The 24,952-nt window shown below is 42.3% G+C and carries 28 protein-coding genes; 15 read left to right on the forward strand and 13 right to left on the reverse strand.

From position 1 onward, the window contains the following. The first annotated feature begins 38 nt into the window (after positions 1-38). Positions 39-335, forward strand: a complete 297-nt coding sequence (locus tag CL181_RS02075) for a hypothetical protein (protein ID WP_097297589.1) — start codon at positions 39-41, stop codon at positions 333-335. Between the two features lie 692 nt (positions 336-1,027). Here CL181_RS02075 and CL181_RS02080 read toward each other — a convergent pair. Continuing rightward, positions 1,028-1,897, reverse strand: a complete 870-nt coding sequence (locus CL181_RS02080) for an SDH family Clp fold serine proteinase (protein WP_097297590.1) — start codon at positions 1,895-1,897, stop codon at positions 1,028-1,030. 327 nt (positions 1,898-2,224) lie between these two features. On the opposite strand from CL181_RS02080, the gene CL181_RS20015 reads away from it, so the two are divergent. The 13 genes from CL181_RS20015 (at position 2,225) to CL181_RS02140 (ending at position 15,361) form a co-directional block, all read left to right on the forward strand. Next, positions 2,225-2,383, forward strand: coding sequence for a hypothetical protein (locus CL181_RS20015; protein WP_176505013.1), 159 nt, complete (start codon positions 2,225-2,227; stop codon positions 2,381-2,383). Between the two features lie 150 nt (positions 2,384-2,533). Next, positions 2,534-3,562, forward strand: a complete 1,029-nt coding sequence (locus CL181_RS02085) for a (Fe-S)-binding protein (protein WP_097297591.1) — start codon at positions 2,534-2,536, stop codon at positions 3,560-3,562. After that, entirely contained in the window at positions 3,559-4,128 is a 570-nt protein-coding gene (locus CL181_RS02090; protein WP_097297592.1) for a 4Fe-4S dicluster domain-containing protein, read from the forward strand. The genes CL181_RS02085 and CL181_RS02090 overlap by 4 nt, the downstream gene beginning before the upstream one ends. Then, positions 4,125-5,057 (forward strand): CoB--CoM heterodisulfide reductase iron-sulfur subunit B family protein, encoded by a 933-nt coding sequence (locus CL181_RS02095; protein ID WP_097297593.1) that lies wholly within the window; start codon positions 4,125-4,127, stop codon positions 5,055-5,057. Before CL181_RS02090 ends, CL181_RS02095 begins: the two co-directional genes overlap by 4 nt. Beyond that, a complete protein-coding gene (locus tag CL181_RS02100) occupies positions 5,054-8,113 on the forward strand; it encodes an FAD-dependent oxidoreductase (RefSeq protein WP_097297594.1) in 3,060 nt (1,019 codons plus the stop codon). The genes CL181_RS02095 and CL181_RS02100 overlap by 4 nt, the downstream gene beginning before the upstream one ends. Then, on the forward strand, positions 8,110-8,643 hold the full coding sequence (locus CL181_RS02105; protein ID WP_097297595.1) for a hydrogenase iron-sulfur subunit: 534 nt from the start codon (positions 8,110-8,112) through the stop codon (positions 8,641-8,643). The genes CL181_RS02100 and CL181_RS02105 overlap by 4 nt, the downstream gene beginning before the upstream one ends. Continuing rightward, on the forward strand, positions 8,640-10,649 hold the full coding sequence (locus tag CL181_RS02110) for a CoB--CoM heterodisulfide reductase iron-sulfur subunit A family protein (protein WP_097297596.1): 2,010 nt from the start codon (positions 8,640-8,642) through the stop codon (positions 10,647-10,649). The genes CL181_RS02105 and CL181_RS02110 overlap by 4 nt, the downstream gene beginning before the upstream one ends. Next, positions 10,646-11,098, forward strand: coding sequence for a hydrogenase iron-sulfur subunit (locus tag CL181_RS02115; protein WP_097297597.1), 453 nt, complete (start codon positions 10,646-10,648; stop codon positions 11,096-11,098). The genes CL181_RS02110 and CL181_RS02115 overlap by 4 nt, the downstream gene beginning before the upstream one ends. Further along, on the forward strand, positions 11,098-12,252 hold the full coding sequence (locus tag CL181_RS02120) for a Coenzyme F420 hydrogenase/dehydrogenase, beta subunit C-terminal domain (RefSeq protein ID WP_097297598.1): 1,155 nt from the start codon (positions 11,098-11,100) through the stop codon (positions 12,250-12,252). Before CL181_RS02115 ends, CL181_RS02120 begins: the two co-directional genes overlap by 1 nt. After that, positions 12,245-12,730, forward strand: coding sequence for a hypothetical protein (locus CL181_RS02125; protein ID WP_097297599.1), 486 nt, complete (start codon positions 12,245-12,247; stop codon positions 12,728-12,730). Before CL181_RS02120 ends, CL181_RS02125 begins: the two co-directional genes overlap by 8 nt. After that, on the forward strand, positions 12,727-14,142 hold the full coding sequence (locus CL181_RS02130; RefSeq protein WP_097297600.1) for a hypothetical protein: 1,416 nt from the start codon (positions 12,727-12,729) through the stop codon (positions 14,140-14,142). The genes CL181_RS02125 and CL181_RS02130 overlap by 4 nt, the downstream gene beginning before the upstream one ends. A 5-nt stretch (positions 14,143-14,147) precedes the next feature. Further along, on the forward strand, positions 14,148-14,738 hold the full coding sequence (locus CL181_RS20020; protein ID WP_176505014.1) for a hypothetical protein: 591 nt from the start codon (positions 14,148-14,150) through the stop codon (positions 14,736-14,738). Positions 14,739-14,803: 65 nt separating this feature from the next. Continuing rightward, the gene (locus CL181_RS02140; RefSeq protein WP_097297602.1) at positions 14,804-15,361 is read left to right on the forward strand and encodes a hypothetical protein; all 558 of its coding nucleotides are present in this window, start codon (positions 14,804-14,806) and stop codon (positions 15,359-15,361) included. Positions 15,362-15,412: 51 nt separating this feature from the next. Here CL181_RS02140 and CL181_RS02145 read toward each other — a convergent pair whose 3' ends face one another. The 3 genes from CL181_RS02145 to CL181_RS02150 are packed head-to-tail and all read right to left on the reverse strand — an operon-like array spanning position 15,413 to position 15,944. After that, positions 15,413-15,601, reverse strand: a complete 189-nt coding sequence (locus CL181_RS02145; protein WP_255251365.1) for a type I restriction-modification system subunit M N-terminal domain-containing protein — start codon at positions 15,599-15,601, stop codon at positions 15,413-15,415. Further along, complete coding sequence (locus CL181_RS20025) at positions 15,568-15,711, reverse strand: DUF5615 family PIN-like protein (protein WP_176505015.1); 144 nt, start codon at positions 15,709-15,711, stop codon at positions 15,568-15,570. Before CL181_RS20025 ends, CL181_RS02145 begins: the two co-directional genes overlap by 34 nt. After that, positions 15,708-15,944, reverse strand: a complete 237-nt coding sequence (locus tag CL181_RS02150; RefSeq protein ID WP_097297603.1) for a DUF433 domain-containing protein — start codon at positions 15,942-15,944, stop codon at positions 15,708-15,710. Before CL181_RS02150 ends, CL181_RS20025 begins: the two co-directional genes overlap by 4 nt. A 431-nt stretch (positions 15,945-16,375) precedes the next feature. On the opposite strand from CL181_RS02150, the gene CL181_RS02160 reads away from it, so the two are divergent. Then, complete coding sequence (locus CL181_RS02160; protein WP_097297604.1) at positions 16,376-17,293, forward strand: nucleotidyltransferase domain-containing protein; 918 nt, start codon at positions 16,376-16,378, stop codon at positions 17,291-17,293. A 36-nt stretch (positions 17,294-17,329) separates the two neighbouring features. Here CL181_RS02160 and CL181_RS02165 read toward each other — a convergent pair whose 3' ends face one another. The 9 genes from CL181_RS02165 to CL181_RS21010 all read right to left on the reverse strand — a co-directional run bounded on the left by CL181_RS02165 (position 17,330) and on the right by CL181_RS21010 (position 24,693). Then, positions 17,330-17,800, reverse strand: a complete 471-nt coding sequence (locus CL181_RS02165; protein ID WP_097297605.1) for a hypothetical protein — start codon at positions 17,798-17,800, stop codon at positions 17,330-17,332. After that, entirely contained in the window at positions 17,800-18,135 is a 336-nt protein-coding gene (locus tag CL181_RS02170; RefSeq protein ID WP_097297606.1) for a UPF0175 family protein, read from the reverse strand. The genes CL181_RS02165 and CL181_RS02170 overlap by 1 nt, the downstream gene beginning before the upstream one ends. Before the next feature lie 165 nt (positions 18,136-18,300). Beyond that, positions 18,301-19,509 (reverse strand): restriction endonuclease subunit S, encoded by a 1,209-nt coding sequence (locus tag CL181_RS02175; protein ID WP_097297607.1) that lies wholly within the window; start codon positions 19,507-19,509, stop codon positions 18,301-18,303. Then, positions 19,510-19,716 (reverse strand): hypothetical protein, encoded by a 207-nt coding sequence (locus tag CL181_RS02180; RefSeq protein WP_097297608.1) that lies wholly within the window; start codon positions 19,714-19,716, stop codon positions 19,510-19,512. It lies immediately after the preceding gene. Between the two features lie 15 nt (positions 19,717-19,731). Next, positions 19,732-20,718: a three-Cys-motif partner protein TcmP gene (gene tcmP, locus CL181_RS02185; protein WP_097297609.1), complete on the reverse strand. Its 987-nt coding sequence runs from the start codon at positions 20,716-20,718 to the stop codon at positions 19,732-19,734. 3 nt (positions 20,719-20,721) lie between these two features. Beyond that, positions 20,722-21,447 carry a DUF5131 family protein gene (locus CL181_RS02190; RefSeq protein WP_097297610.1) on the reverse strand — a complete coding sequence of 242 codons (726 nt, stop codon included), beginning with the start codon at positions 21,445-21,447 and terminating at the stop codon, positions 20,722-20,724. A 164-nt stretch (positions 21,448-21,611) separates the two neighbouring features. Next, entirely contained in the window at positions 21,612-21,815 is a 204-nt protein-coding gene (locus tag CL181_RS02195) for an antitoxin family protein (protein ID WP_097297611.1), read from the reverse strand. A gap of 195 nt (positions 21,816-22,010) precedes the next feature. Then, positions 22,011-24,227, reverse strand: coding sequence for a DEAD/DEAH box helicase family protein (locus tag CL181_RS02200; RefSeq protein WP_255251368.1), 2,217 nt, complete (start codon positions 24,225-24,227; stop codon positions 22,011-22,013). Then, positions 24,220-24,693, reverse strand: a complete 474-nt coding sequence (locus CL181_RS21010) for a type I restriction endonuclease (RefSeq protein ID WP_255251369.1) — start codon at positions 24,691-24,693, stop codon at positions 24,220-24,222. The genes CL181_RS02200 and CL181_RS21010 overlap by 8 nt, the downstream gene beginning before the upstream one ends. Positions 24,694-24,952 lie beyond the last annotated feature (259 nt).

Consider the following 24,952-nt stretch of genomic DNA (forward strand, 5'->3'; position numbering starts at 1 on the left):
AATGTAGAACTAGTGATTTTTTTTAAAAATAGGAAGTTTTGGGACAGCCTGTTATAGTCAATTTACCAAGGGAAAAGGAATTAAAGAATCTATTTGTTAAAAGAAATGAAAAGATAAAATTGTATACAGAAATTTCGGAATTTAGTAATAAATTGACAAATATTAAAGGAAAAATTTTTATTCATAACGATAACAAAAAGTTTGGTAAAAATGATGTGAAACAAGATTTAGTGACCTTTTTAGGAGATATGGGAATAAATGCTAGAATTGTATCTGAAGATAAAAAGATGGACCCTAAAAAACCAATGGGGACATTAGATAGATGGAGTAAGTAACTTTAAATCAAAATAATATTGTCTATTTCAGTTAATTTTTTTGGTCTCTGTCTATAGCATACTCAAGAGCAATTCTTGAATTTAAACATGCAATTAAGAGGCTCAATTAGCGATTGGCGTCGGTAGCGTATATTATAACTGATCTGTTAGGATTAAAATATTGTATAAAATATAACCCAACTTTTTGCTGACATAGCGCTGGTTCCTGGTTATAGGTTGACGCAAGATTACGGGAATAATCTTGAAAACTGAAACGATTAACACTATGCTCTAACCCTTGAAGAGATCACCATCGCCAACCCCTACATCCTTGACGAGCAGTACACCGGTGCCGCCGCCACGACTCCCGCGCCGGAAATAACCGAAACAGGCGCTCAGACAAAAGAGACGCCATTCCCTTCAGTGATGTTTACGCTGGCGACCTTGCTTGCCGCCTCGCGCTGGAGGCGCAGATAAGTTGAGCCGATCCTGAAAATAAACGATTTTTATTTGGAAATGTTAAGCAGGCAAACAGGGATGCTGTAAAGTTCCTATCGCGTGGATTTAAGCTGCCGCTTGCTGTGAGTATGAGGGCATATCATGTGGATGAGAATATGCTGTGTTGAGTAAATTTTCAGTGATCCAGTGTTTTTCTCTACGCTTATACCCCAACGTTATAAAGATCATCTGCGGATCGTGAATCCTGCAATGGTTCACTTTCCCTTGCCAGGCGGAGCATGTGGCACATATGGGATGGGAATGAACTCGACAGAAGGCCGGCGCATACCCGATTGCTGGTATAGTTCCATAAGTTCGTAGACTTCCATGAGCATCTGGTCATTTACTGGCAAACCCAGTTCCTTTGCCTGCTCAAAATCAATCGGATAATCATGCGTCCAACGCCCTTCGCTGAGCATCCTTGCAAGTTCTGACGCTTTTTCAGGAGTATTGTGTTCAAGCAGCAGAAAATATACGGCTTCATATACCTGGTCAATAGCCTTTTTTGCCACATCACCAAGAATAAGGGTCTGGTCATCCCTGTGAGGGTTTGGCTGCTCCAGTGCCTTAAGTATGGAGACCGCGGGATAGTACCCCTGAGGCCCGCCAAGCTGCGGGTCGACCGGGCCAAGGACTGCGTTTGGGTCCATGACAATCTCATCAGCTGCCATGGCTATTAGCGAACCGCCGGACATTGCATAATGAGGGATGAAAACAGTTACTTTTCCCTTGTGGCGTTTAAGGGCGCAGGCAATTTGTTCCGCAGCAAGTACAAGTCCGCCTGGCGTATGCAGAATAAGGTCGATTTGCATATCAGGCGGTGTCATGCGTATAGCCCGAAGTATGGCCTCCGAATCCTCAATGTCTATGTATCTGGCAAGTGGGAACCCGAAGAAACTCATGATTTCCTGCCTGTGTATCATGCTTATTACCCTGCTATTGCGCTTTGTCTCAATTGAACGCATGATCAGCTGGCGCTTTGACAAAAGTATCCGCTTTTGTATCACAGGTATAAAGAATGAAATAAATACGAGTATCCACAGGATGTCCGTGATATTGATATTGAAATTATCCAGAATCGCCATATAGTCACCTGTTTATCATTATCATTTTTATGGTTCAAGTTGTCCGGGATTGAGATATCCAGTCAGTACATCATTCCTTTTTCTTTTATTACTACTGCGTCCTCCAACTCGCATACCGAATTTTTAAGTTAACTGACACCCATGACACCCTTTTTTGCTGACCTGTCAAATATTATATCTCTCATATATTATATGATTTTGAGAAGTATTAATATTTTCTGGATGCCTTCCCGCAAACTCATAATTCATCATAATCAATCATTTCATTCGTACTTATACGAACCAATATCTTTATTATATTGCATATCGTTTACATCAATTGTAAATATGACCCGACAAAGCAGGAGAAAAACAACTGACAGGCTGCATTGCACGTTCAGCGCAATTATTGATATATTTGAGATGCAAAACCACAGGGAACCCACGAGCCATGAAGTTAATGATTTCATATTGTCCTATGGCAACAGGGGTTACAGGGTAAAGTAACATGATTAATAATTATGCTCCATTATTAATAATGATGTTATATTAATAATAATGCATCTACGCATCGCTAAAAAACGAAAGATTTAAAAGCAATCAATCCCTCTAAATATTAAAAAACGTTACAAACAAATTAAATCTGATGGGTACAAAATGAGTAACGTACAATCATGTTATCAGTGCGGCAAATGCACATCCATATGCCCCATGCGCCGAGTATCAAAAACATCTCCTCGAAGCTCCATTTATAATGCTAATATCTATGGGTTTGAGACTCAGGATATCTGGACATGCCTGACCTGCGGGTTATGCCCCCAGGAATGTCCTCAGCAGGTGGATTTCCTGAGCTTTATCAGGGAAGAACGCCAGGGAAAACAGCCTCTGGCTATTGCGCATCTTGGTGTTTTCACAGAGCTTGCTGAATTGAGTTCCAGGCTCAATGGGAACATTGCTGAAAAGTCCGGCGATTCAAAAATCGGTTTCTTCCCCGGATGCGTGGACTCACTTGACTTATTCCTGCATGATGTTAAAACCAATTTTGGGGAAATAACAACCTCATCTGTCAGGCTTCTTGATAAACTGGGTATGAAACCCCAGGTTTTAAATATGAAATGCTGCGGCCATGATGTCCTCTGGCAGGGAAAAAAGGATGTTTTCAATGGCCTTAAGGAATATAATAAAAAATACATACAGGAAAGCGGTATAGATACCCTTGTAACAAGCTGTGCCGAATGCTACCGCACTTTTTCAAAGGATTACGATCTGGGGATAAAAGTTATTCATACATCACAGTTATGGGATAAACTGGGCTTGAAAATAAATCAGGATGTGACCTACCATGACCCGTGCAGGCTGGGAAGGCACATGGGAGAATATGATGCGCCGCGAAAAGCACTCACTGCGAACGGTGTTACACTAAAAGAGATGGAGCATTCAAAGGAAAAGGCCCTGTGCTGCGGTGTGAGTAATTTCATGAACTGCAATGAACAGACAAAAGCGCTTCGGATTGCAAGGATGAATGAAGCCGAAGCTACAGGCGCAAAGACCCTGATCACCACATGTTCGAAATGCCTTGCTCATTTTAATTGCCTGAAGAATGAAAAAGATGCGGTAAAGAAGTATGATTTTGATGTTGTTGACCTTAGCGTATTCCTCGCAAGACAATTGGAGGCGGGAAAATGATTAAATCAAGCGATCTTGATCCGAATTTCAAATATGAGATATCAAATGAACCCGGCGGTGAAAATATAAAGAAATGCTTTAACTGTACAGGTTGTACGGTTGGCTGCCCGCTTGCGGAAATAGATAAATCCTATAATCCCAGGATTATACTTCGAAAAGCCCTTCTTGGTATGAGAAAAGAAGTCCTGACTGATGATTCATTATGGCTTTGCGCATCATGTTATATCTGCTATGAGCGCTGCCCGCAGGATGTTAAAATAACCGAAGTGATAGGGGCAATCCGGGCGATCGCACAGCGCGAGGCAAAAGCCGGGAAAATTAAGATCACAAATGACAAACCCCTGTTCGATCATCTTTTCATTGATTCGGTAAAAAGTAATGGCAAATGGTATGAAGCAGGGGTCAGCGGCACGTTCATGCTAAAAACAAAAGGTATCGGGGGGGCTATTGGCTATGCTCCGATGGGGCTTGAATTATTCAAAAAGGGAAAATTGAGCATTCTGCCTCATAAGATCAAAGGTACAAAAGAAATAAAGCGCATTTTTGAGGAAGTGGAGAAAAAATGAAGCTTGCTTATTATCCCGGATGCACGCTTCACGGCACAGCTCGCGAATACGATGCTTCCACAAAAGCTGTTTGTAAGGCAGCAGGCGTTGATCTTGTCGAGATAGATGACTGGAACTGCTGCGGCGCCCTTGAAGCTATATTTGATAAGGAGCTATCGATGGGTTTGTCCGCACGCAACAACTTCAAAGCACAAAAAACAGGTCTTGACCTTGTGATCCCGTGCAGCATATGTTCACATAATCTTTCAAGAGCAGACACAGCGATGAAAAATGATGAAGCCTTCAGGACAAAGATCGAAAGAGCTCTTGGTGAAAAATACAACGGTGTAAAGATAAAACATCTGCTCGATGTCATGGTAAATGATATCGGAACAGATGCGATATCCAGGAAATTCACAAAATCATTAAAAGGCATAAAAGCTGTTGCTTATTATGGCTGCCTTCTTGTGCGGCCTTCTGAGGTTTCAAAATTCGATAATCCTGAAAATCCCATGTCTCTTGATAACCTGATCAAATCAACAGGCGCAGATTGTCTTCCTTTCACCCAGAAAACAAAATGCTGCGGCGGGAACCTCCTTATGAGCAAGCAGGACTACGCATTCCTCCTCACGAAGAAGTTATTCGATGAAGCAAAAGCAGCCGGCGCAAATTGCGTTGTTGTGGCATGTCCTATGTGCCACATGCTGCTTGACGGCCAGCAGACAATGATCGAAAAGGCGCATAATACTGTTATTGATATGCCTGTCCTTTATTTTACCCAGCTTATCGGGATGGCTCTGGGTATTAGCGAAAAAGAGCTTGAGCTTGATAAGAATATGGTGCCAACCTCAAAACTTATTGGCTCTATCGGCAGGGGAGAAATGAAAGTGGAAGTAAAAGGCGCAACTACAGAAGTGGCTAAACCAGAAGAAGCGGAGGCTGCAGAATGAAAGGCTCGGTAGCTGTAGTGGGCGGGGGCATCGCCGGAATCCAGGCAGCTCTTGACCTTGCTGACAGTGGTTTTAAGACGTATCTCATAGAATCAAGGCCAAGCATTGGCGGAGTAATGTCACAGCTTGATAAGACGTTCCCCACGAACGATTGCGCCATGTGCATCTTATCTCCGAAACTTGTGGAAACAGCAAGGCACCCTAATATTGAATTACTCTCGTATAGCGATGTTAAATCCATCAGCGGAAAAGCAGGTGATTTCAAAGTTAAAGTAGTAAAGAAAGCGCGCTACGTTGATGAAACAAAATGCACAGGCTGCGGATCATGCACTGAAAAATGCCCCTCAAAAGTCCAGGACGAATATAATGCAGGGATGAGCAAGCGCAAATCCATCTATATCCCGTTTGCACAGGCGATACCCAGGATTGCAACGATAGATGCTGCACATTGCTTATATCTGACGAAAGGCAAATGCGGGGTATGCAAGAAAGTTTGCGGCCCAAAAGCTGTGGACTATGAACAAAAAGATAAAGAGATCGAATTAGATGTGGGCTCGGTTGTGCTTGCCACAGGTTTTAAACCATTTGACCCCTCCATTCTCAAGAATTATCGGTTTGATCATCCTGATGTGATCACATCATTACAGTTCGAGCGCCTGCTCAGCGCAAGCGGTCCGACACAGGGACATGTTACGAAACAATCTGACGGCAAAGTTCCGAAAAATGTTGCTTTCATCCAGTGCGTGGGTTCACGAAATCCGCATATCGACAGGAAGCACTGCTCTTCAGTGTGCTGCATGTACGCAACCAAAGAATCCATAATAGCAAAAGAGCATGACCCCGAACTTAATATTACTATTTTCCATATCGATATAAGGGCATATGGCAAGAATTTCGAGGAATTCTACAACAGGGCACAGAGAGAATATGGTATCAAATACATCAACTCCCGCCCGCCCGAAGTGATCGTGGGCACAAATAATGCCCTATCCCTGAAATATGAGGATTTCAAGACAGGCGGCCTTGTGACACAGGATTTTGATCTTATCGTCCTCTCAATCGGGCTTGATCCTGCTGATTCAACCCGCACACTTGCGCAATCGTCGGGTATCGCGCTTGATGATTTCGGGAATATCGCTACAGGCATCGAGAGCCCTGTTGAATCAAGCGTCGCAGGCATATATGTATGCGGCGTGGCGCAGGGACCAAAGGATATCCCTGATACCGTGGCACAGGCAAGTGCAGCCGCATCAAAGGCAGCAGCGCTCCTGTCAGGTGAGCGCGGAACGCTCATCAAAGAGAGAAAATTCCCTGATGAAAAACAGCTTTCACCTCTGCCGCGCATAGGTGTATTCGTGTGCCACTGCGGAATAAATATCGGAAGCGTGGTCAATGTCCCCGGTGTTGTGGAATATGCCAGAACCCTGCCTGGTGTAACGCATGCCAGGGAGATGCTGTATGCATGCTCTTCCGATTCCCAGGCCGCAATAAAAGATGCGATCGCGAAAAATGACCTGAACCGCGTGGTAGTTGCATCATGCACGCCGCGCACACATGAGCCTTTATTCCAGAATACATGCCGCGAGGCGGGACTTAATCCATATTTATTCGAACTTGCCAACATCCGCGAACATTGCTCCTGGGTACACTCGAAGGAAAAAGAGAGAGCTACAGAGAAGGCAAAAGGCATCGTGCAGATGGCAGTCGCAAAAGCTGCTTTATTCCAGCCGCTTTATAAACAGCAAGTATCGCTTATTAATAAGGCTATAGTTCTTGGCGGCGGTGTTGCTGGCATGACTGCTGCACTTGATATTGCCAATAATGGTTATTTTGTTACAATCATTGAAAAAGAAAAAGAACTTGGCGGAATGCTTCGTGAAATGACGGAATTGTATGATGGTAAGAAGCCTGCTGATGTGCTAAAAGAACTTATAGGTAAAGTAAATGGAAATAAAAATATCAACGTAATAAATGAGGCAAAACTCCTCAAGGTCGAAGGTTATCTTGGCAACTTTAAAGGAGTTGTCCTTGCAAACGGCAAGGAGCTAACACTTGATTTTGGCGCATCTGTGGTTGCTACCGGAGCCCGGAACCTTGAACCATCGGGATTATTCAATTATGGCAAAGATCCCCATGTGGTTACGCAGGCGCAATTTGAAAAAATGCTCGGTAACGGCGTCAGCGCGAATAATATAACAATGATACAGTGTGTCGGAGCCCGCAATAAAGAACGGGAATACTGCGGTAGAACGTGCTGTGTGGATGCGGTCAAGAACGCAATAAGAATAAAGAAAGCAAATAGCAAAGCAAATGTCTATGTCCTTTATCGGGACATGAGGACGTATGGCGTGATGGAAAAACTATATGAAGATGCCAGGGACCTTGGCGTAATATTTATTAAATACGAAGCTGATAATCCGCCGAAAGTACAGGGCGGGTCAGTTTTAGTACATGACCAGATGCTGAATGAGGATATCGAATTAGCATCAGACCTTGTGGTACTGAGTACGCCGCTTGTGGCCGGGGAAAACGAAGAAATAAACCAGCTTTTCAAGATACCGCTTGACAAGAACAAATTCTTCCTTGAAGCACATCCCAAACTGCGGCCGGTAGATTTCGCAACAGATGGCATATTCCTTTGCGGAAGCGCCCAGGCGCCAAAGCTTATGGATGAAGCCATATCGCAGGCAAGCGCCGCAGCATCCCGCGCTTGCACGATTCTTTCGAGGAAATTCATTGAAACAGAAGGTGCGGTATCAGTCGTGAACGAAGCTAAATGTATTGGCTGCGGCACGTGTGTTACAGTTTGTCCCTATAATGCCCCTTCATTGTATGATGCGACTGTTAAAGCAGAAGAAGTCACATACACCGCAAAGAAGTCAAAAATAAACGCAGCATCCTGCAAAGGTTGCGGTTCATGCGCAGCCGCCTGCCCGGCCGGAGCTATCACTGCGCAGCATTTCTCCTCAAAAGAGATTGGCGAAGCGATTGATGCTTTCGATAAGGGCGTTAAGAGCATTTCAATTGAAAAAGGCGTCGTGGAGGTGACGGTATGAGCACGGAAGCGGCAGCAGGAACACCAAAATCAGAGGGTTGGGAACCAAATATCCTTGCTTTTTGCTGTAACTGGTGTTCATACGCAGGCGCAGATCTGGCAGGCGTGAGCAGGTTCCAGTATCCGCCAACTGTTAAAGTCCTGCGTGTTATGTGTTCGAGCAGGGTTGAACCGGCATTCATTTTAAAAGCATTGAAAGACGGAGCTGACGGCGTTCTTGTGGCTGGATGCCATATCGGGGACTGCCATTATATTGATGGAAATAAGAATGCAGAGGTCAGGATAAATAATACAAAAAAAGCGCTGGAAAAACTCGGATTCGATAAGAGGCTGCGGCTTGAGTGGATATCTGCCAGCGAAGGATTGCGATTCTCAGAAGTTATTCGAAATTTTACAGAAGAAATAAAGAAACTGGGACAAAATCCAGTGAAAAAACCGCAGATAAACGCAGATGAACGCAGATTGGATACATCGGATATCAGCGTTAATATGCGTTCTATTGCTAATGTTCAAGGAAGTGAAGTTAAATGAGTGATAATAAAGGCGATGAGAAACCTGTTGAATCAAAGGTTGATCAGGAAGAAAAACGGGTTGGAGTGTTCGTATGTGAATGCGGTGTAAATATCGGAGGTGTTGTAAATACTAAAGCAGTAGCCGAATATATCGGAACACTGCCTGGCGTAAAAGTAACATCCGTTAACAAGTTCACATGTTCTGACTCAGGCCAGGCTGATATCCAGTCGAAGATAAAAGAACACAACCTTAATCGTGTTGTTGTGGCTGCGTGCTCTCCAAAAACACATGAGCCAACATTCCGTGCCTGTATTGAAGAGATGGGCTTGAACCAGTATTTCCTTGAATTCGTAAATATCAGAGATCATTGCTCATGGATCCACATGTGGGAGAAGGAGAAAGCCACTGAGAAGGCAAAAGACCTTATCCGCATGGGAACTGAACGTGCCAAGCTTCTTGAACCCCTTCAGGCAAGCGAGGTACCTGTAACTGATAAGGCTCTTGTCATCGGCGCAGGTGTTGCGGGAATGCAATCAGCTCTTGACCTTGCTGATATGGGTTTCCAGGTATATCTTGTGGAGAAGGAGCCTTCAATAGGCGGAAGGATGGCTCGCTTTGACAAAGTATTCCCAACGAATGATTGTTCAATATGTATCCTTGGTCCCAAGATGGTAGAAGTCGCGCGTAATAAGAATATCAAGATAATGAGCTATTCAGAAGTGAAAGCAGTAGATGGGTATGTAGGTAATTTCAATGTAAAGATCGAGCATAAACCCAGGTATCTCGATGTCGCGAAATGTACAGGATGCGCCAAATGCAGCGAAGTATGCCCTGTTGAAGTGCCTTATGATTTCAATGAAGGCTTCGGCACACGCAAAGCGATATACGTCCCATTCCCGCAGGCTGTACCCCTTCGCGCCCTTATTGACAAAGATAATTGCATCAACTGCAAGGCATGCGCAAAAGCATGCCAGAGCGGGGCAATAAACTATGATATGCAGACTTCATATACTGACCTTAATGTTGGTGTAATAATTGGAGCAGTGGGTTTCAAGACATACGACCCGGAGCCAAGGCATGATTTCGGATACGGGTTGTATGATAATATTATTACTGCTATGGAATTTGAGAGGCTTCTTAATGCAGCCGGGCCGACCGGGGGTCATGTTGTGCGCCCATCGGACTGCAAAGAGCCAATACGGGTTGGATTTGTGAACTGCGTGGGTTCGCGTGATAAGGCTACCAATATTTACTGCTCAGGTGTGTGCTGTATGTACACAATAAAGAACGCGCAGCTCCTTAAAGAGAAGCGCCCTGAGACAGACCATACTGTAATGTATATCGATATCAGGACACCCTTCAGGGCATATGAGGAATCATACAACAGGTCACGCAATCTTGGTGTTAAATTCCTGCGCGGAAGACCTGTGGAAGTAAAGGAAGACCCCGTCACCAAAAATATCAAGGTGCGGGTCGAGGATACACTTGCCGGTGAAATGAGGAATCTTGAATTTGATCTTCTTGTACTTGCGACTGGCATTGTCCCGAACGAAGGAATAGGCCAGATACAGCAATTATTGAAATTATCAAAAGCAGCAGACGGCCTTCTGATGGAAGCACATCCGAAATTAAAACCCGTTGATACCACTATCGATGGCGTATTCCTTGCTGGCTGCGCTTCAGGACCCAAGGATATTCCATATGCAGTATCCCAGGGCAGCGCATGCGCAGGCCGCGCCACTATTCTTCTCAAGAACAAGAAAGCCATAACAGAAGGCATAACCGCGGTTGTGAACCCGGATGTATGCGTGGGTTGTAATGTGTGCATTCCGATGTGCCCATTCCAGGCTATCAAGTTTGATGAAAAAGCCGGAAAGGCAAATGTTGTTAAAGCGCTCTGTAAAGGGTGCGGAACATGTGTGGCAGCATGCCCGACAGGTGCGCTTGAGCAGAGCCACTTCAAGAATAACCAGATACTGGCCCAGGTAAAGAATGTATTCAAGTTCCAGGAGGTAGCGGTATGAGCGCAGAAGCTGCCACAACTACAAAGACCGATGGCTGGGAACCCAAAATCGTGGCCTTCTGCTGCAACTGGTGTTCATACGGAGGCGCGGACAGCGCAGGGATGGGAAGATTCCAGCAGCCGGCTTCAGCAAGGATCATACGCGTCATGTGTTCAGGCAGGATCGACCCGCTGCATGTGTTCAATGCATTCCTGGAAGGCGCTGACGCTGTACTTGTGACAGGATGCCACATCGGCGATTGCCATTATGTTAACGGTAATGATAAAACAAAAATAAAATACAAATATCTTGAAAACGTGGCGCATGAGCTTGGTATTGAAAAAGAGAGACTCCAGCTTAACTGGATATCGGCAAGCGAAGGCGAAAAGTTCGCAAATTTTATCCGTGATGTTACTGCCCAGATAAAGAAGCTTGGGCCCAGTCCCTTAAAACCTGAGGGGGTGGCGTAATGCAAAAAGGTGAAATGTATGTTGGATGGTCAACAAAAGAGGATGTGAGAAAATGCGGAGGCTCAGGCGGTCTTGTAACCTCAATGCTGGCAGCTGCGCTTGAAAAGAAGCTTGTTGATGCTGTTGTTGTATTAAAGAAAATAAATGAGTTCGAGGCTGTTCCTATCATCACTTCTGACGTGAATGAAGTACTGAATTCAGCGGGTTCACTGCATTCAGTCCCGAGCAACTTTGCAAAGCTGATCGCTAACAGGAACCTGAAAGTTGCACTCCCGGCAAAAGGATGCGATGTGAGGGGGATAATCGAGCAGGGAAAGCGCAACGCTATTAACCCTGATAATACTTTTATCGTAGGATTGAACTGCGGTGGATCAATGCATCCGGTTGTTACCCGCGAGATGCTTGAAGTAATGTACAAGATAAAGCCGGAAGATGTCCATGGCGAAGAGATCGAGAAAGGAAAATTAATTTTTGAGACAAAAGACGGGAAAGAGAACGCCATTACCATTGACGAACTTGAAGAAAAAGGGTATGGAAGACGCGAAAACTGCCGATACTGCACGATAAAGATCCCAAATAATTCTGATATTGCATGCGGCAACTGGGGTGTTATCGGAGACCTTGCAGGAAAAGCCACATTTGTTGAGATTAACTCGGAAAAAGGCGCCACACTCTTGCAGAATGCGGTTGATGCCGGATATGTGCAGGTGCAGAAGCCGGATGAGAAAGGTGTTGCTATGCGCGCCAAGATAAAAGGCGTGATGGAAGGCCTTGGCCAGAAATGGAAAGATAAAATATTCGTTCCGATCGAAAATAACAGGTTGGAGTATTTCAGGAAAGAACTTGAAAACTGCATTGACTGCGGCGCATGCAAGGCCGTATGCCCAACATGTTCCTGCGGTGATGCTTCAAAGTGTACCGAATACCATTCCCGTGGCGATGCTTATAAGATGTCGATGTATCACCTCGTTCGCTTTTTGCACCTTGCAGATGCATGCATCGGGTGCGGCCAGTGCAGTGACGTATGCCCGGTTGATATTCCGCTTACAAGATTATACAGGAGGTTTGCAAATCCTGTGCAGGAGCAGTTAAAGTATGAGCCGGGGATGGATATGAGAAAGCCCCCCTATTTCGAGGTGAAGTTAAATGAGTGAATATAATCAATTTATTGAATACAAGCCACAAATAAAACCTGATAAATATAGATGTGGACTGGATTCACGATCGGGAGAAGGAATGTTGAGTACAGAGGCTATAAAAAATGCTCCAGGATTAAATCCCCTGAGATTTGTTAATGAAATTCTTTTTGATGAAATTCAGGATGAGATTATTAATCAGGATGAACATATTAAAAATGATTTTGCTGATAAAGAAATTAAAGAAATTCCAGCCGTAGATGGAAGCAAGGAACAAAAAAGCTTTTCAGAAATTTCTGTGCCTCTCACTGGCGAGATATTGAAAAATTCGCCAGGATTAAACACTTTACATCCATTTGAAATTCATGATATGAATCCGGATCGTGATTTTGCGCGCCGTGGATTTCCGTCCGCAGAAAGGGCATGGAGAACTTCTTCAGGATTGATTCCATTGCGTCCTGGAAGCAAGATAAATAGAATACGGGTGATTGAATGAGCGATAATGTTTATTCAACAATATGCACAGGATGCAATTTCGGATGCGGATTATATATTAGGGAAAATGACGCCCTGAAAGTTGATTTCAGGAAATCATCACCTGCTAATGCTGGAAAACTATGCAGGTTCGGGATGAGTCTTCCGCGGTTCTATAAGCCGGTAAAGTCAATCGTGGACGGCAAGGAAACAACGCTTGATGAGGCTGCAAAGGAAGCTGCAAAGAGAATTTCAGGAAGTAAGGGTTCTGTTGCATTTCTCTCAACTGGCAATACCACAGGTGAAGAGATTCTTGCATTCCAGAAGATAGCTGAATCATATTTATGCACAGGTGCGAATTTTGAGGCGCTTCCGAAAGATACTTATCAAACTGTTAGCGTGGGAATTCCTTACAGCGAAATCGAGGCTGCAAAGCACATCATGCTGTTCATTGACCCATATGAGCAGTACCCCCTGATCGTACGGCGCCTGCTTCTTGCAAAAAATAAAGGCGCAAAAATAACAGCAGTCTGGTGGAAAGACCTGCCTCTTGCAGATGAAAACATCAGGCCGAACGATGTCTCAAAATTGCAGCTAACAAAAGATTCAGTGATTATTGCTGATTTCCATCCTCTCTCTGATATTGAACAGGTTAAAAGTGTCCTTTCACTTGCCAGGAATGCAGAAGCAAAGGTTACGTTCCTCAAACCATTTGCGAATTCAACTGGCGCGTATATCCTTTCAAAGGATGCAAAACAGAAATCCCTTGCACAGCTTATTGATGATATCAATAAAGGAACGATCAAGACGCTTTTTGCCCTTGAATCCGATCCATCAGTGTTGATGCCGCCTGAGACCCTTTCAAAGCTCACGAACCTGATAATCCAGACAGGACAGGAGGTTTCTGCAAAAGCGAACGTAATTCTGGCCCACGAGCCCCTGTATAAGAAAAAAGGTACGCTTATTAACAACGAGGGAAGGGCTCAGGCACTGGGCGGCGCAGGGACGAACGGGCTTGATGCGCTCGGGATCATTGCGGGTGCCAAATTTGATTTTAATGTACTCCATGAATCAGTGAAAAAGGCTATTGGCATTACGGCAGTCGATGAATTTACGATACCGAAATACGATAGACCCGCATATGGCACGATACAGGCAGCACCAAAACCACTGGAGGCAAAACCTGTGCTTATTGATGTGTATAATCCTTTCATGTGGAATAGTTTAGCAGATGACAATGATTTTGTGGAACTGAATTTGAACACTGTGAGGGCGCTTAAGCTCTTTAAGGGCGGGACGCTAAAGATAAAATCAAATGGCAGCGCTATTGAAAAGAAATTTAGAGTGGCGCCAGTGCAGGATAATGTTTTGCTCACAGGGAAAAGGTTCGGGATAGAAAAGGGAATTATTACGCCAGTTGAGATATCGAGGTGATGGGAATGGCAGAAGCAGTAAAGAAAGCAGTTAAAAAGGAAAAGCCAAAGATCGATGACAAGGCAGCAAAAGAAGCCGCAAAGGCCACATTGCAGGCGCTTGCTCAAACTGATGCTCAGAAGGCAGCGGCAGTCAAGGCGCCGTCAGCAGTCCAGCCCGTGCAAAAAGCAGAGGAAAAGGCTGTCAAAGCAATTCCAAAACCTGATGCTGCAAAGGCAGAACCTGTAAAAACAACTGCACCAGAAGCTAAACTTGCGACGCCTGAATCTGAAGTTGTAAAGGTTGAACCAACAAAACCGACCCCAGCAGAAACAGAAAAATCAGCGATTCCAAAAGCAGAAGCTGTAAAGGCAGAACCTGAAGTAAAAACAGAAGCATCAAAAGCAGAAGTAAAGAAGGAAGCTGACCCCAGCAAGGAATTCGTGGATGGCATCATGACAGAGATGGGCTTGAAGGGCGGATCAAAGAAGAGGCTCATAAAGATGCTGGCCGAGCAGTTCAATTTCGATAAGCAGAGGGTGATTTTCAAGCTCAAGCGGGCGCTGATAAGTGAGAGGTATGCGGCGCTGCACGCTGAGGGTGGGGCGGGGCATTGAAGTTCTTGTGCTCATTAAAAGATTAAATATTTTTAATAAAAATCATCTTAAAAAGAGGAAAAACATTGGATATTTCTAAAATTATAGAAGTAGCAAAAAAAGAATTATTTGAATACTTCTCGATTCAACCAAATGTAATTTGGAAAGAAGAAGATTTGCAATCTTTCTTATACCATCGATTATTAGTTCTTGAGCCAAATCTCAAGAACAGATTGCATAGAGAGTTTCCGGTTATTGTTTCTCACTCTCCACGCAATTGGGTTGGAATGTTAGATTTAGCAATAACTGATGAATGCTCAAATAATTTCTCTCTTCTAGATGTGAAAATTGATTATGCCATTGAACTAAAATTTGTTAGAGACTGGAAAACTGGTTTAAGTCCAAAAAGTCTGGCAAAATTTGAATCTGAATGCCGAAAAGATTGTAATAAACTATTAACCCATGCAATAAACTTCAAAGATGAAACGAAAAAGTACTTTTATTCATTTAGATTGCCTCAATCCGCACAAATAGAGGATGTAAAGAATATCTTTGATACGATAGCATGGAATGGAATAGAATCTCATTATGTTGAATGTTATCCAGAATATAGGGGTTTTATGGGATACATTCATTCAAAGTAACTTAAAAAGATACAAGTTAAGTTCTTTCTGCTTTCCAGCCCGCCCCTTTCCTCAATCCCATGCGCTATCCCTGATATGCAGCGCCTTCTTCTGCTCCATAGCATCCATATCCTCAAAGCGCTTCATGAAAATCAGGTATGACATCTGTTCGATGGATGAGAGGGGATTCGATAAGCCGCCGCTCCAGAATTTGTCCCAGAGGGCGTCTATTTTGGATTTGATTTCGGGGGCAAGTCGCATTGTGTTTTTTCTCCTGATTCTGTTTCAGCAATATACCTGACATCAAAACCCTCATGACGGAGCCGCTCAACGATCTGTCGATCCACATTCTCGTCTGCGAGTAAATTCAAGAAAACGCCTCAGCAATCGGATAAACTACGTCAGCGCGCAAAGCCTGAGCAGCAAATGCAAGTGACGCCCTTATTGCTTCGTTAGTTAGGCGGGGATGAGCTTCAAGTATCTGTTCCACGGTTTCACCAGCGGAAAGTTTTTCAAGAATCATCTCAACCGTGATGCGTGTTCCTGCTATGACAGGTTTTCCCATCATTATTTTGGGATCGGATATGATCAATTTTTTCTGCATTTTGAAACTCCATGACTGAATAGTATGATACAGACGATATAAATATTATTCCAGCATATCAGATATGGTAGATTAACATTTATATTCTATGCTTATCTTATCGCAACTACTTTCATTTCTGCGCCAGGTACCGCTCCCCCGGCCCTCATGCTATATCGCCATTTTTTGAAACAAAGTTTGCACGTCTTGAATATGCAGGGAATGGTCTTTTTAATCTCTCGTACATGAGACACACAGGGCAATGGCTTGAAATTTATTCTGGCTTGTCTGTGGATGAATGTTTGGCAGCTATCAAAGATGACTCGCATTTCCTGCCATAAATGGAACCTGGCGTCGGTATCCGATAAACTAAATATAAACTCATATGCAGCGACACTATTATTATAATAGGGTGTATACACTTTTATTCTATAGAAACCTAATAACCTTCAATGAGAAAAGGCAACTACAGATTCAGGCGACCTCGCTGCTGCGGCTCTATGATGGTCTCAGCTTATATCAGGCATGGAAGATCGGCGCCGGGTATAGAAAAGGTAGGACTGTACTGCACACGATGCAGGCGGTTTGAGATAGAAAGACTTATGCACCCAGCCTTTACTGATTTTGTCAGGAAATTTCCAATTTTAAAGCATGTGGAAATCGCATTGAAGCCTTACATGGATACAGTCAGGGGACTATATTTTCATGGAAGCAGGGCAAGAGGAGACCACAGGGAGGACTCCGATTACGACCTTGTGCTTATTACCGGTAAAAAAATAGATGATAAATTAAAGTCCGAGCTGAAGGAACATAATATCCAGGTGGAAGTTTTTACTTTGAGTCAGTTAAAAAAACAGCTTGATCTGACCCCATCGTATCTGCTGACAGTTCTAAGGGAAAGCGTGCCCTTGATCGGAGCCGAATTGAGGGAAAAACTGGTAAGAAAGAAGATGAATGATATCGCTCTTCAGGTTGAACTCAAGGACTGCATAAGACAGCTTGACTATCTTAAAATGATGCTGAAGAATGAACCTGATGATTTTATTAAAGCCCGTGTCATTCATTCTGCCATCCTGCGCCTGAGGCAGGCATATTCGATCAAGCGGCTGTATCATAGCGATGTGCCTGAGCTTTCCATGGAATTCAGAAAGTATTTTAATCATAATTTTGAGGAGCTCTATGAGTTATACAGGATTGTGAGGGACATGGTTCATGGCGATGGATTGAATGAAGAAGAATTACCTGAAAAAGTGAGAACTATGGCAAAAAGCAGGCTTAATAAACTTGTCAATTCAGTGGACTCTTATGCAAAAAATGTCCTTGACAGGATAATGATATCCGAAAAAATTGCCCCATTAAATCCTAAATAGCTCTTAGCATAGCGATTAGCAAACATCTTCAAATCCTCATTTTAACAGTAGTCTTCTTTGTTCCTGGCTGAATTCCATATAATCATATTTATTTAATGAAGCCAATATGTTTTTAATATCGTCCACGCTAATTAAATCTATTTCCTTACAAAGAAGTAAAAACGAAACAATGTCAAGAACTTTAACTCCTAAATCCTCAGCGAATTCACCCGTTTTTTTATCGTTTGTAAGAATAACTGAATTCGTTTCCAAAGCATATGAAATCGATTCGAGTTCTCCTTTTCCCAATTTTGATGAGTGAACTTTTTTATGTAAATTATCTATACTAATGAGCTCAATTTTTTCCATAAGTTCAGCTAAACGATTGAAAAACGGAGCTTTTGTGAGTTCTTCAAAAACAGCTTGAGTGACGCATAATTTATCTGTTTCCAGAGCTTTGTAAATAAGTTCAACACGATTGATCTTGAAAAAAGCACTTAAAAAGTCGGTATCAACGACAGTTTGCATTAATTGCCCCGAAGTATTTTGAGCACAGCCTTTGTACGACCTTTTGTTTTTGGAATTGATGCGCCAGCCTTACGTTTTATCCCGTGATCAGATAGGATTTTTTTCATCTCTTCAATACTTGTATCAACGATCTCTGCGGCTTTTCCAAGTGAAATCTCTTCTTTTTCATATAGTTTGCAGGCTATTGCAATTCGCAAATTCCTGTTCGCAGAAAGCATTGTATTTATTGCGTCAAGTATGAAGTCTTTCTTGTCTTTGTACAATCCAAGTTCATCGATTACATCTAATTCCTTCGCAATATGAGGCGGTGGTGTAAAACGTATGGCTTCTGACATATATTTAAATATAAAATATGATTACTGGTTTATTAAGTTATTTGGAACATTAGCCATGATAATCTCGTCTGTGGTAGGTATGTCTGGCGACTATCGAAGATTATCCGCACTTATTGCCATGAATAGAACAACAGAATACGTGATTAAAATTTCCTTCCCAATGTCTTATAATTCCCCCCTGAACGCCTTCTGCATCAGGGCGCTGAACAAGTCATCTATCTGCTGCTTTGATTGGTTCTGGGATTGGCGCGTGGCTTCGATTTTCTCAACAATGCGGGCGAATTTTTGCTGGAGAAAAATAGGTGGAGTAATTATAGATAAATTCATTAGATTTTCTTGAGAAATTTTCACCATACTCCCGCTACTTCCATGTGCCAAAGTATGCAGAATTTTTTTTATACTATTTGTTTGTAAATATTTTTCAAAAAATACTGGATTTAAAATTGATCTATTTACACGGATTCTGATTAATAAATCTGGATAAATCACTTTTTCTGGAACTCCTTTATACATTCCAGCTCTTCCGACTAATTCTCTTGTATTAGACCTTGAAATCAAAATATCTCCTATTTCTAAATCAATGCCTTTAGAAGGTTTATCCCCCTGGTAATATTTAGTAATCACATTAGAAAGTCCATTATCTCTTAAATTTGCCAACGATAAGACTGGAAATCCCCTAGTTTCATCTGTACATATGGGAGACAAACCTGAATTTAATGGTATCTCAAGACATTCTCCAAGTGCTTTTTTATCCCATCCTTTTGCATTAATTCCAAGGACCCCGAACATCTCCCGAAAAACGCTTTGCAGCAGCCTGTCCGTAAGCTCATCCGCCTGCGCCCTGAGCTTCTTTGTTTCCTCGGCTTTTTCAAGGATCGACACGATGCGGCGCTGGGTTGGGAGAGGGGGGAGGGGGATTTTGGTACTTTTCAAAATTGTTAGATTGATATTATTTTGTGCTACTCCTCTGCCTATGCTCTCAAAATAGCTCTTAAGCATTTTTAAATAATAATAGAGAAAATCAGGATTTAAATTGTTATTAGTCATTTGTATGCCAGCTAATGCTTGATTGCATGCTGCATCTATTTTCAATATTCCAACATCCCCGAGAGTCGCAAAAATTGAGATAAGAATGGTTCCTTTTGGAAATATCTTTGCAGATGAATTTTCAAGACCTTCATTTGTAATTTTCTCAGAGGTTTCTGAGATATATTTGTCAGAAATATCTGATATTTTGACCCATGGAATAGTCCCCGCTTCCCAATATTCTTTCTTTCCTCTGCTCGGTGTTCCTCCTGAACCAATTGCTACAATTTCCCCCAGCTTCTTCCATTCCCACCCCTCCGGTAGCGTGCGCCGCTCATGAGCCTCCATTTATTGCTCCTTCTTTTGCGTTCTTCGCGCTCTTTGCGGTGCATATTTTAATCTCACCGCAAAGTACGCAGAGGGCGCAAAGACTGATTTTAAGGCGTGGACGAACGATGAGACCCGATTATTAAATCTGCGTTCATCTGCGTTTATCTGCGGTTCGTTTTTCTTAATGAAAACAGGCAACCCCCACATCTCAGATAATCCATTCATTATACATTTCCTCTTTTATTCCCAGAATAATTGTTTATGTCCTGACTTTTCAGCTTTGTTTTGAATTTTGGTTTTAGCCGAAATAGTTTCAGCACTATTTTCCCATTCTATCTTTCTCCATTTTTGATATTGTGGGAGCTTTTGCAGCTTCATGACATAGTAACCGGCCTTATGATCAGTACATAAGAATATAGTGTAAACAATAGCTCCATCGTTTGAAGGAACTTCCAAGATTATTGGCGGTTTTTTATAGAATTTTGATATTTTTTCAGCATACAGAAGAATTAAAGCTTCTCGTGTGTTTTTCCCCATTCCAATATAGTTTTTCATTTTGGATTCCCATTCCTCTTTTTTCATACCCAAAGAAATACCCACCCAATCATCTTTTAAATAATCGATACCGGTCTCCCTTTGCAAGGTGCTGGTCATTAAATTGATAAATAATTCCGGTCTTCTAATCTCAGTATACTTTCCTTTTTTATAAGAGCCTTCCAATTTACATATTTTTTCTACAATACTCCAAGGAAGATCTTGGGGTTTGTATGGATCAAGAATCCACAGGTTTGGAAAGTTGGGATTTACATTTTTTATTGCTTCATCTACTGCGAAATCAATTGGAAGAGTCTTGATCAAATAGTTGATTCTTTTGGGCAATTGTAAATTGATTAAACTTGTTTCCAGAGCTAATTTTTGAGATGTTGTTTCTTCCTGATCCTGGCCAAATGTATTCAAAAATAATAATCTACCACTTTGATATTTCTTAAGACATTCAGCAGCTAGCAAAGAGGACCCCTTCCAAGTATTTTTCTCTTCTGGACAATAGCACAATCCAGATGAAGCATATAAATCAAATATATCTAAAGTGGGCAGTTTCGATTTTCCATCCTTTCCAACCTGGTTAGACCAGATATCCAGGTACGCTTCCAAAAAGGCATGTTTTTGTCTCGAATGCCATTTTGTTTGTTCACATACCCTGCCTTCTTGATCTATTATTTGGCCCATTTACTAAGCCTCAATAATTTTTCTTGCTCTATAAAATGACTGGGGGAATTCTTCTCTTAAAACCCATTCTGAACCCGGGTTTTTTGGGATTTGCCCTCGAATATTGGGCTTGACAAAGAGCGGTATGTCATAAGAGGATATCAAATCAACAACTCTTTTTACTATTTTTTGGTCTACGCTTTTAGCGCCAACGCCCGATTGTGCGCCAATTATAGCCCAATCAATGCCAGTGAGGTCATCTGGCAAAAAATTTCCCAATAAAGGTTCAAATGAAATGAATTTCATTATTGCGGATGATTTTTTGAGTGTCTCAAGCGGCTCTTCCCAATATCTCGATGTTCCATCAATCGAAACTCCAAGCCACACATTTTTTGGAAATTTGTCTCTAAATTCTGGCTCAATTATTTTTTGCTTTGTCAAAATCTGATAAGCATGCCATTTTGCCTTATCCATAACATTGTAAATATCTTCACGCCAGCTGCTTTTTACCTCAATATCAAAAAAATCCCCCATCGAACATGTAAATATCATTGACTGTTTTGTTTTTGTAAGAGGCTGTCCCAATCTTTGTGGATGGAAAGTGGGTTTAAAAGGAGCTTCTTTATCATATCCAGAGCGTCCTTTAAGGCGAGTTGCCATCTTTTTTGCATAACAATATAGACATCCATTATTACAGCCTGTTATCGGATTCCAGCTATAGTCAGTCCATTCGATTTTCGTGATATTCATTTTATATCCAATATTTTTTTATATTTCATATTTATTTTCAAACACGGTTTAATATCTGATTTAAGATAATATATATTATTGCCAAGCGGTGTGAAAGTATTATTTTGTATCTGTATCAATAATGTTTCTCTTCCTCCGGCAGCGTGCGCCGCTCAACATTCATGTCAATATGATAAACTTTTCTTTGACCATACTTCTTTTAATCTGTGTTGTAATTCGACTGAATCAATGTCAATATCTCCCAGAAGACCCGCAAGCGTGTCCACTTTAGATTTTCGTATTTCTATAATAACCTCTTCCCCTTCGGTGGGGGCCAATTTCTTCTTTGGTTTCAATATCTTCTCCCGGTAAATTGCTCTTACTCTTATTTATATCAGTAATTGGTTTTGATATAATCCTCAAGCCTCCGCGAATATTTCCTTCTCTAATACACCGCAGATGTTAATAAAATCATTCAATTCATTCTCGGTGAACATAGGCATTGGCGCATTAATACCAAAATTCGTGAACGGCGCATCATATAGCTCTGAATACTCTATGTGTTTTTTCTTCGAAAAGACCGTCTACACAGTTCTGATAAAATTAAGCTGGTCGGCGTTGTAGTGCCTGCTATTCTCGATTATATAGGTATCGAAGGCATCCTTGATCCTCACAGCCGGGTCAGGGAATTTATATAATCCCAGGATATTCTTGACGAACTGCACCAGCGTGCCTTTATTTTGAGCATAAACCTTCTGCAATACATCCTCAGTAATATACAATTCAGGATTATTAAGCGTCAATTCAAGGTCGTGAAGATCAGACTCGGTCAGAGCCTCATCATTCTTGATCTTCAATATAGCAGGATGCTCATCAGCCAGCTTCTTTATCCTGTCTTCTACCTTCTCTTTATACACCTTCACATATTCCTGCTTCGCATCAGGTCCGAATTCAATAAGTTTCCTCTGCTGTATCATATCATCCATGTCAAGAACAATAGTCTTTCGAGGCTCTGACGCCATATATTTCATCAGTTTTGCAAGTTCCGATATCAGCATCTGCGAATCCCCAAAAGAAATGTTCTCCCAGAACCTGTTTGAAAGCACTTTTTCTTTAAATGCAAGCTTTGGTTTGATTACATTCAGCTCTTCAGGCAGGCAGTCCACCATCTCCCCTATCATTGGTTTTAACCGTTCCACCTCTTCCCTGTTCCCATGCAGGATTGCCACACCCAGTTTTTCGCATTTAAGGGTAAAAAAAGCCTCATTCAGGTTCACGTCCTGCTTGAATCTCATAAGCGGAGTGATTTTCTTCTTCAGGAATTCAACAGGGTCAAGTCCCACATTATCCCAGAGTTTCGGGGAAAGTGCTTTCTCTACATCCCTCAGGCTCTCCCGAACGCTCACCGAATCCTTTGGCAGCGATGCAATATCTTCAAGGAGTTTCTTTTTAATACCTTCCGCTTTCTCCACATCGCCAGTATTCAGGCAATGCTCAAGCTGCCTGAGCCTGATAAGGAATATCCTGTTCGTAATCGCTTCCCCGGATTCTTTCTGATCGCCCTCGGGATGCATATCCCAGTACTCGAAATTATCCCAGAAATCAAATACCTTGAAGTAAACTTTTTTCCCATCCGGTAGCCAATCCTTATGCCTGCAGGCATCATCAGACCGTGTGCCTCTTCCAAGCATCTGCCAGAACTTGATCCTTGAAAAAACAGGCTTGGCAAAAACAAGATTACATACCTCCGGGACATCAATGCCGGTGTCCAGCATATCCACAGAAATCGCAACTCTTGGCAGCGATTCTTCTTTAAACTCTTTGATCGAAGCCTGAGCCCTTGGGTCTTCCGATACTATCACACGGGTAAGACGGCCTTTATGTTCTGGATATAATCTCTCAAATGCTTCCCACAGTCTCTTTGCATGCATTTTTGAAATAGCAAATACAATTGTTTTTGCAGGAAGATTTCCCGATTGGTCAACAAGGCAATTATCCATGAATTCCCTGGCAATAGCTTCACTTGTTCCTTTTACAGCCACTTTTTTCTCAAGGTCAGTCCCTTCAAAATTGATCTCATACGGATCAATACCCTCTCCGGATAACCTGTTTATCTCACCAACAGGCAGATCCGGTGTTTTTATACCTTCGATCTGGAAATGAGTCCGGGCGCCTGATATGTTCTTTCTGAAATCACAAAGCACGCCATCCCTTACAGCTTCCTCATAATCATAAAGCGCTGTCGCAACTTTATTTTCACAACCAAAGAACCTGAAGGTATCCCTTTCGATAAAATCAGCAGGTGTTGCAGTAAGACCAATTTGTATCCCGTCAAGATACGTGAATACATCTTTCCATTTGTTGTATATGGAACGGTGAGCTTCATCAGAGATAATAACATCAAATTCCCCAGGCGATATCATATATTTTCCTGAACTATCCTTTTGATTGTAGATCTCCATAAATGTCTGGATCGTTGATGCATAAAGCCTCGAATTCCTGTTAAAAACACCGGAGTGGATCATGGATTTTGCTTCTTCAGGGAAAAATCGCTTAAATCCATCATCGCACGCCTGTTTTCGAAGCGCCCTTCTATCAGCCAGGAAAAGTATCTTCTGCGCCCAGTTCGCTTTTAAAAGCACATCGATTATCGCCATAGCAACTCTTGTCTTTCCTGTCCCGGTTGCCATTACGATAAGCGCTTTGCGGTTTCCTTTCTGAATATGTTCCAGAACCCTTTTTGCGGATTCGGTACTTTTAGAGCGGTCAATAATTCTCCTATCAATCGCAAAATCAGTCAATTTTTTTTCTTTCTATACCCTGGAATTTTAGCCTCTCAAGATCACTCTGTGAAAAAAATCCTTTAACCTGTCTTGGCCCATAATGATCCCTGTCCCAGAACCATATCTCGTATCCATTTGATAAGAAGATGAAAACATCCCTTCCAGTCTGCGCTTTAATATCATTCGCATACTCTTGTGCCTGTTTTTGTGCTGCGAGAATCGGGTCTCTTGATGTACGTTTTGCTTCAATGATAGCTATGGGTGCACCGAACCTGTCAAGAAGCAGATAATCGACATATTTACTCTCCATGTCGTTTTTCATGGTCTCAGAGACTGTTTTATAGTTCTGTGCGCGAAAATCCGATTGTTTTGTATCGACCTCTACAATTATTTTCCCCCTATCTCCTACGATCCATCCTTGCTCTTTGAGTATGACATCGATCCTTTGTTTTCTAGTTAAAAATTCATTAAGATCTTTGCTCAAATTCTCCTCAGCATTACTTTTTAATAGATTTATAAGTATTCAGTCATACTTATATTTTTTTAGAGTGACTGGATAATTCTTATAGGCTTCGGCCTATGCCACAATAATAAAAATATGTTAATTAAGTAATTAAAGTCTCTGCTCACCCTGCCCTCCAGTTCACTCCCCTTCCCTCAATCCCCATGCGCCCTCCTTGATCTGCATCGGCGCCTTCATCTGCACGCGAAGGCGCGGGCTGGGATTGATTAAATATATCCTG

This window comes from Candidatus Methanoperedens sp. BLZ2, from assembly GCF_002487355.1.
In the GTDB taxonomy this organism is placed as follows: domain Archaea; phylum Halobacteriota; class Methanosarcinia; order Methanosarcinales; family Methanoperedenaceae; genus Methanoperedens.

Coding starts and splice junctions, on each gene's coding strand:
- CL181_RS02105 (WP_097297595.1), top strand. CDS start 8,110: ATGAGCACGGAAGCGGCAGCAGGAACACCAAAATCAGAGGGTTGGGAA.
- CL181_RS02085 (WP_097297591.1), top strand. CDS start 2,534: ATGAGTAACGTACAATCATGTTATCAGTGCGGCAAATGCACATCCATA.
- CL181_RS02130 (WP_097297600.1), top strand. CDS start 12,727: ATGAGCGATAATGTTTATTCAACAATATGCACAGGATGCAATTTCGGA.
- CL181_RS02120 (WP_097297598.1), top strand. CDS start 11,098: ATGCAAAAAGGTGAAATGTATGTTGGATGGTCAACAAAAGAGGATGTG.
- CL181_RS02090 (WP_097297592.1), top strand. CDS start 3,559: ATGATTAAATCAAGCGATCTTGATCCGAATTTCAAATATGAGATATCA.
- CL181_RS02180 (WP_097297608.1), bottom strand. CDS start 19,716: ATGAATGGATTATCTGAGATGTGGGGGTTGCCTGTTTTCATTAAGAAA.
- CL181_RS02150 (WP_097297603.1), bottom strand. CDS start 15,944: ATGCAGAAAAAATTGATCATATCCGATCCCAAAATAATGATGGGAAAA.
- CL181_RS20015 (WP_176505013.1), top strand. CDS start 2,225: ATGACCCGACAAAGCAGGAGAAAAACAACTGACAGGCTGCATTGCACG.
- CL181_RS20020 (WP_176505014.1), top strand. CDS start 14,148: ATGGCAGAAGCAGTAAAGAAAGCAGTTAAAAAGGAAAAGCCAAAGATC.
- CL181_RS02125 (WP_097297599.1), top strand. CDS start 12,245: ATGAGTGAATATAATCAATTTATTGAATACAAGCCACAAATAAAACCT.
- CL181_RS02175 (WP_097297607.1), bottom strand. CDS start 19,509: ATGGAGGCTCATGAGCGGCGCACGCTACCGGAGGGGTGGGAATGGAAG.
- CL181_RS02115 (WP_097297597.1), top strand. CDS start 10,646: ATGAGCGCAGAAGCTGCCACAACTACAAAGACCGATGGCTGGGAACCC.
- CL181_RS02100 (WP_097297594.1), top strand. CDS start 5,054: ATGAAAGGCTCGGTAGCTGTAGTGGGCGGGGGCATCGCCGGAATCCAG.
- CL181_RS02170 (WP_097297606.1), bottom strand. CDS start 18,135: ATGTCAGAAGCCATACGTTTTACACCACCGCCTCATATTGCGAAGGAA.
- CL181_RS02080 (WP_097297590.1), bottom strand. CDS start 1,897: ATGGCGATTCTGGATAATTTCAATATCAATATCACGGACATCCTGTGG.
- CL181_RS02145 (WP_255251365.1), bottom strand. CDS start 15,601: ATGCGACTTGCCCCCGAAATCAAATCCAAAATAGACGCCCTCTGGGAC.
- tcmP (WP_097297609.1), bottom strand. CDS start 20,718: ATGGGCCAAATAATAGATCAAGAAGGCAGGGTATGTGAACAAACAAAA.
- CL181_RS02110 (WP_097297596.1), top strand. CDS start 8,640: ATGAGTGATAATAAAGGCGATGAGAAACCTGTTGAATCAAAGGTTGAT.
- CL181_RS02190 (WP_097297610.1), bottom strand. CDS start 21,447: ATGAATATCACGAAAATCGAATGGACTGACTATAGCTGGAATCCGATA.
- CL181_RS02165 (WP_097297605.1), bottom strand. CDS start 17,800: ATGCAAACTGTCGTTGATACCGACTTTTTAAGTGCTTTTTTCAAGATC.
- CL181_RS02095 (WP_097297593.1), top strand. CDS start 4,125: ATGAAGCTTGCTTATTATCCCGGATGCACGCTTCACGGCACAGCTCGC.
- CL181_RS02160 (WP_097297604.1), top strand. CDS start 16,376: ATGAGAAAAGGCAACTACAGATTCAGGCGACCTCGCTGCTGCGGCTCT.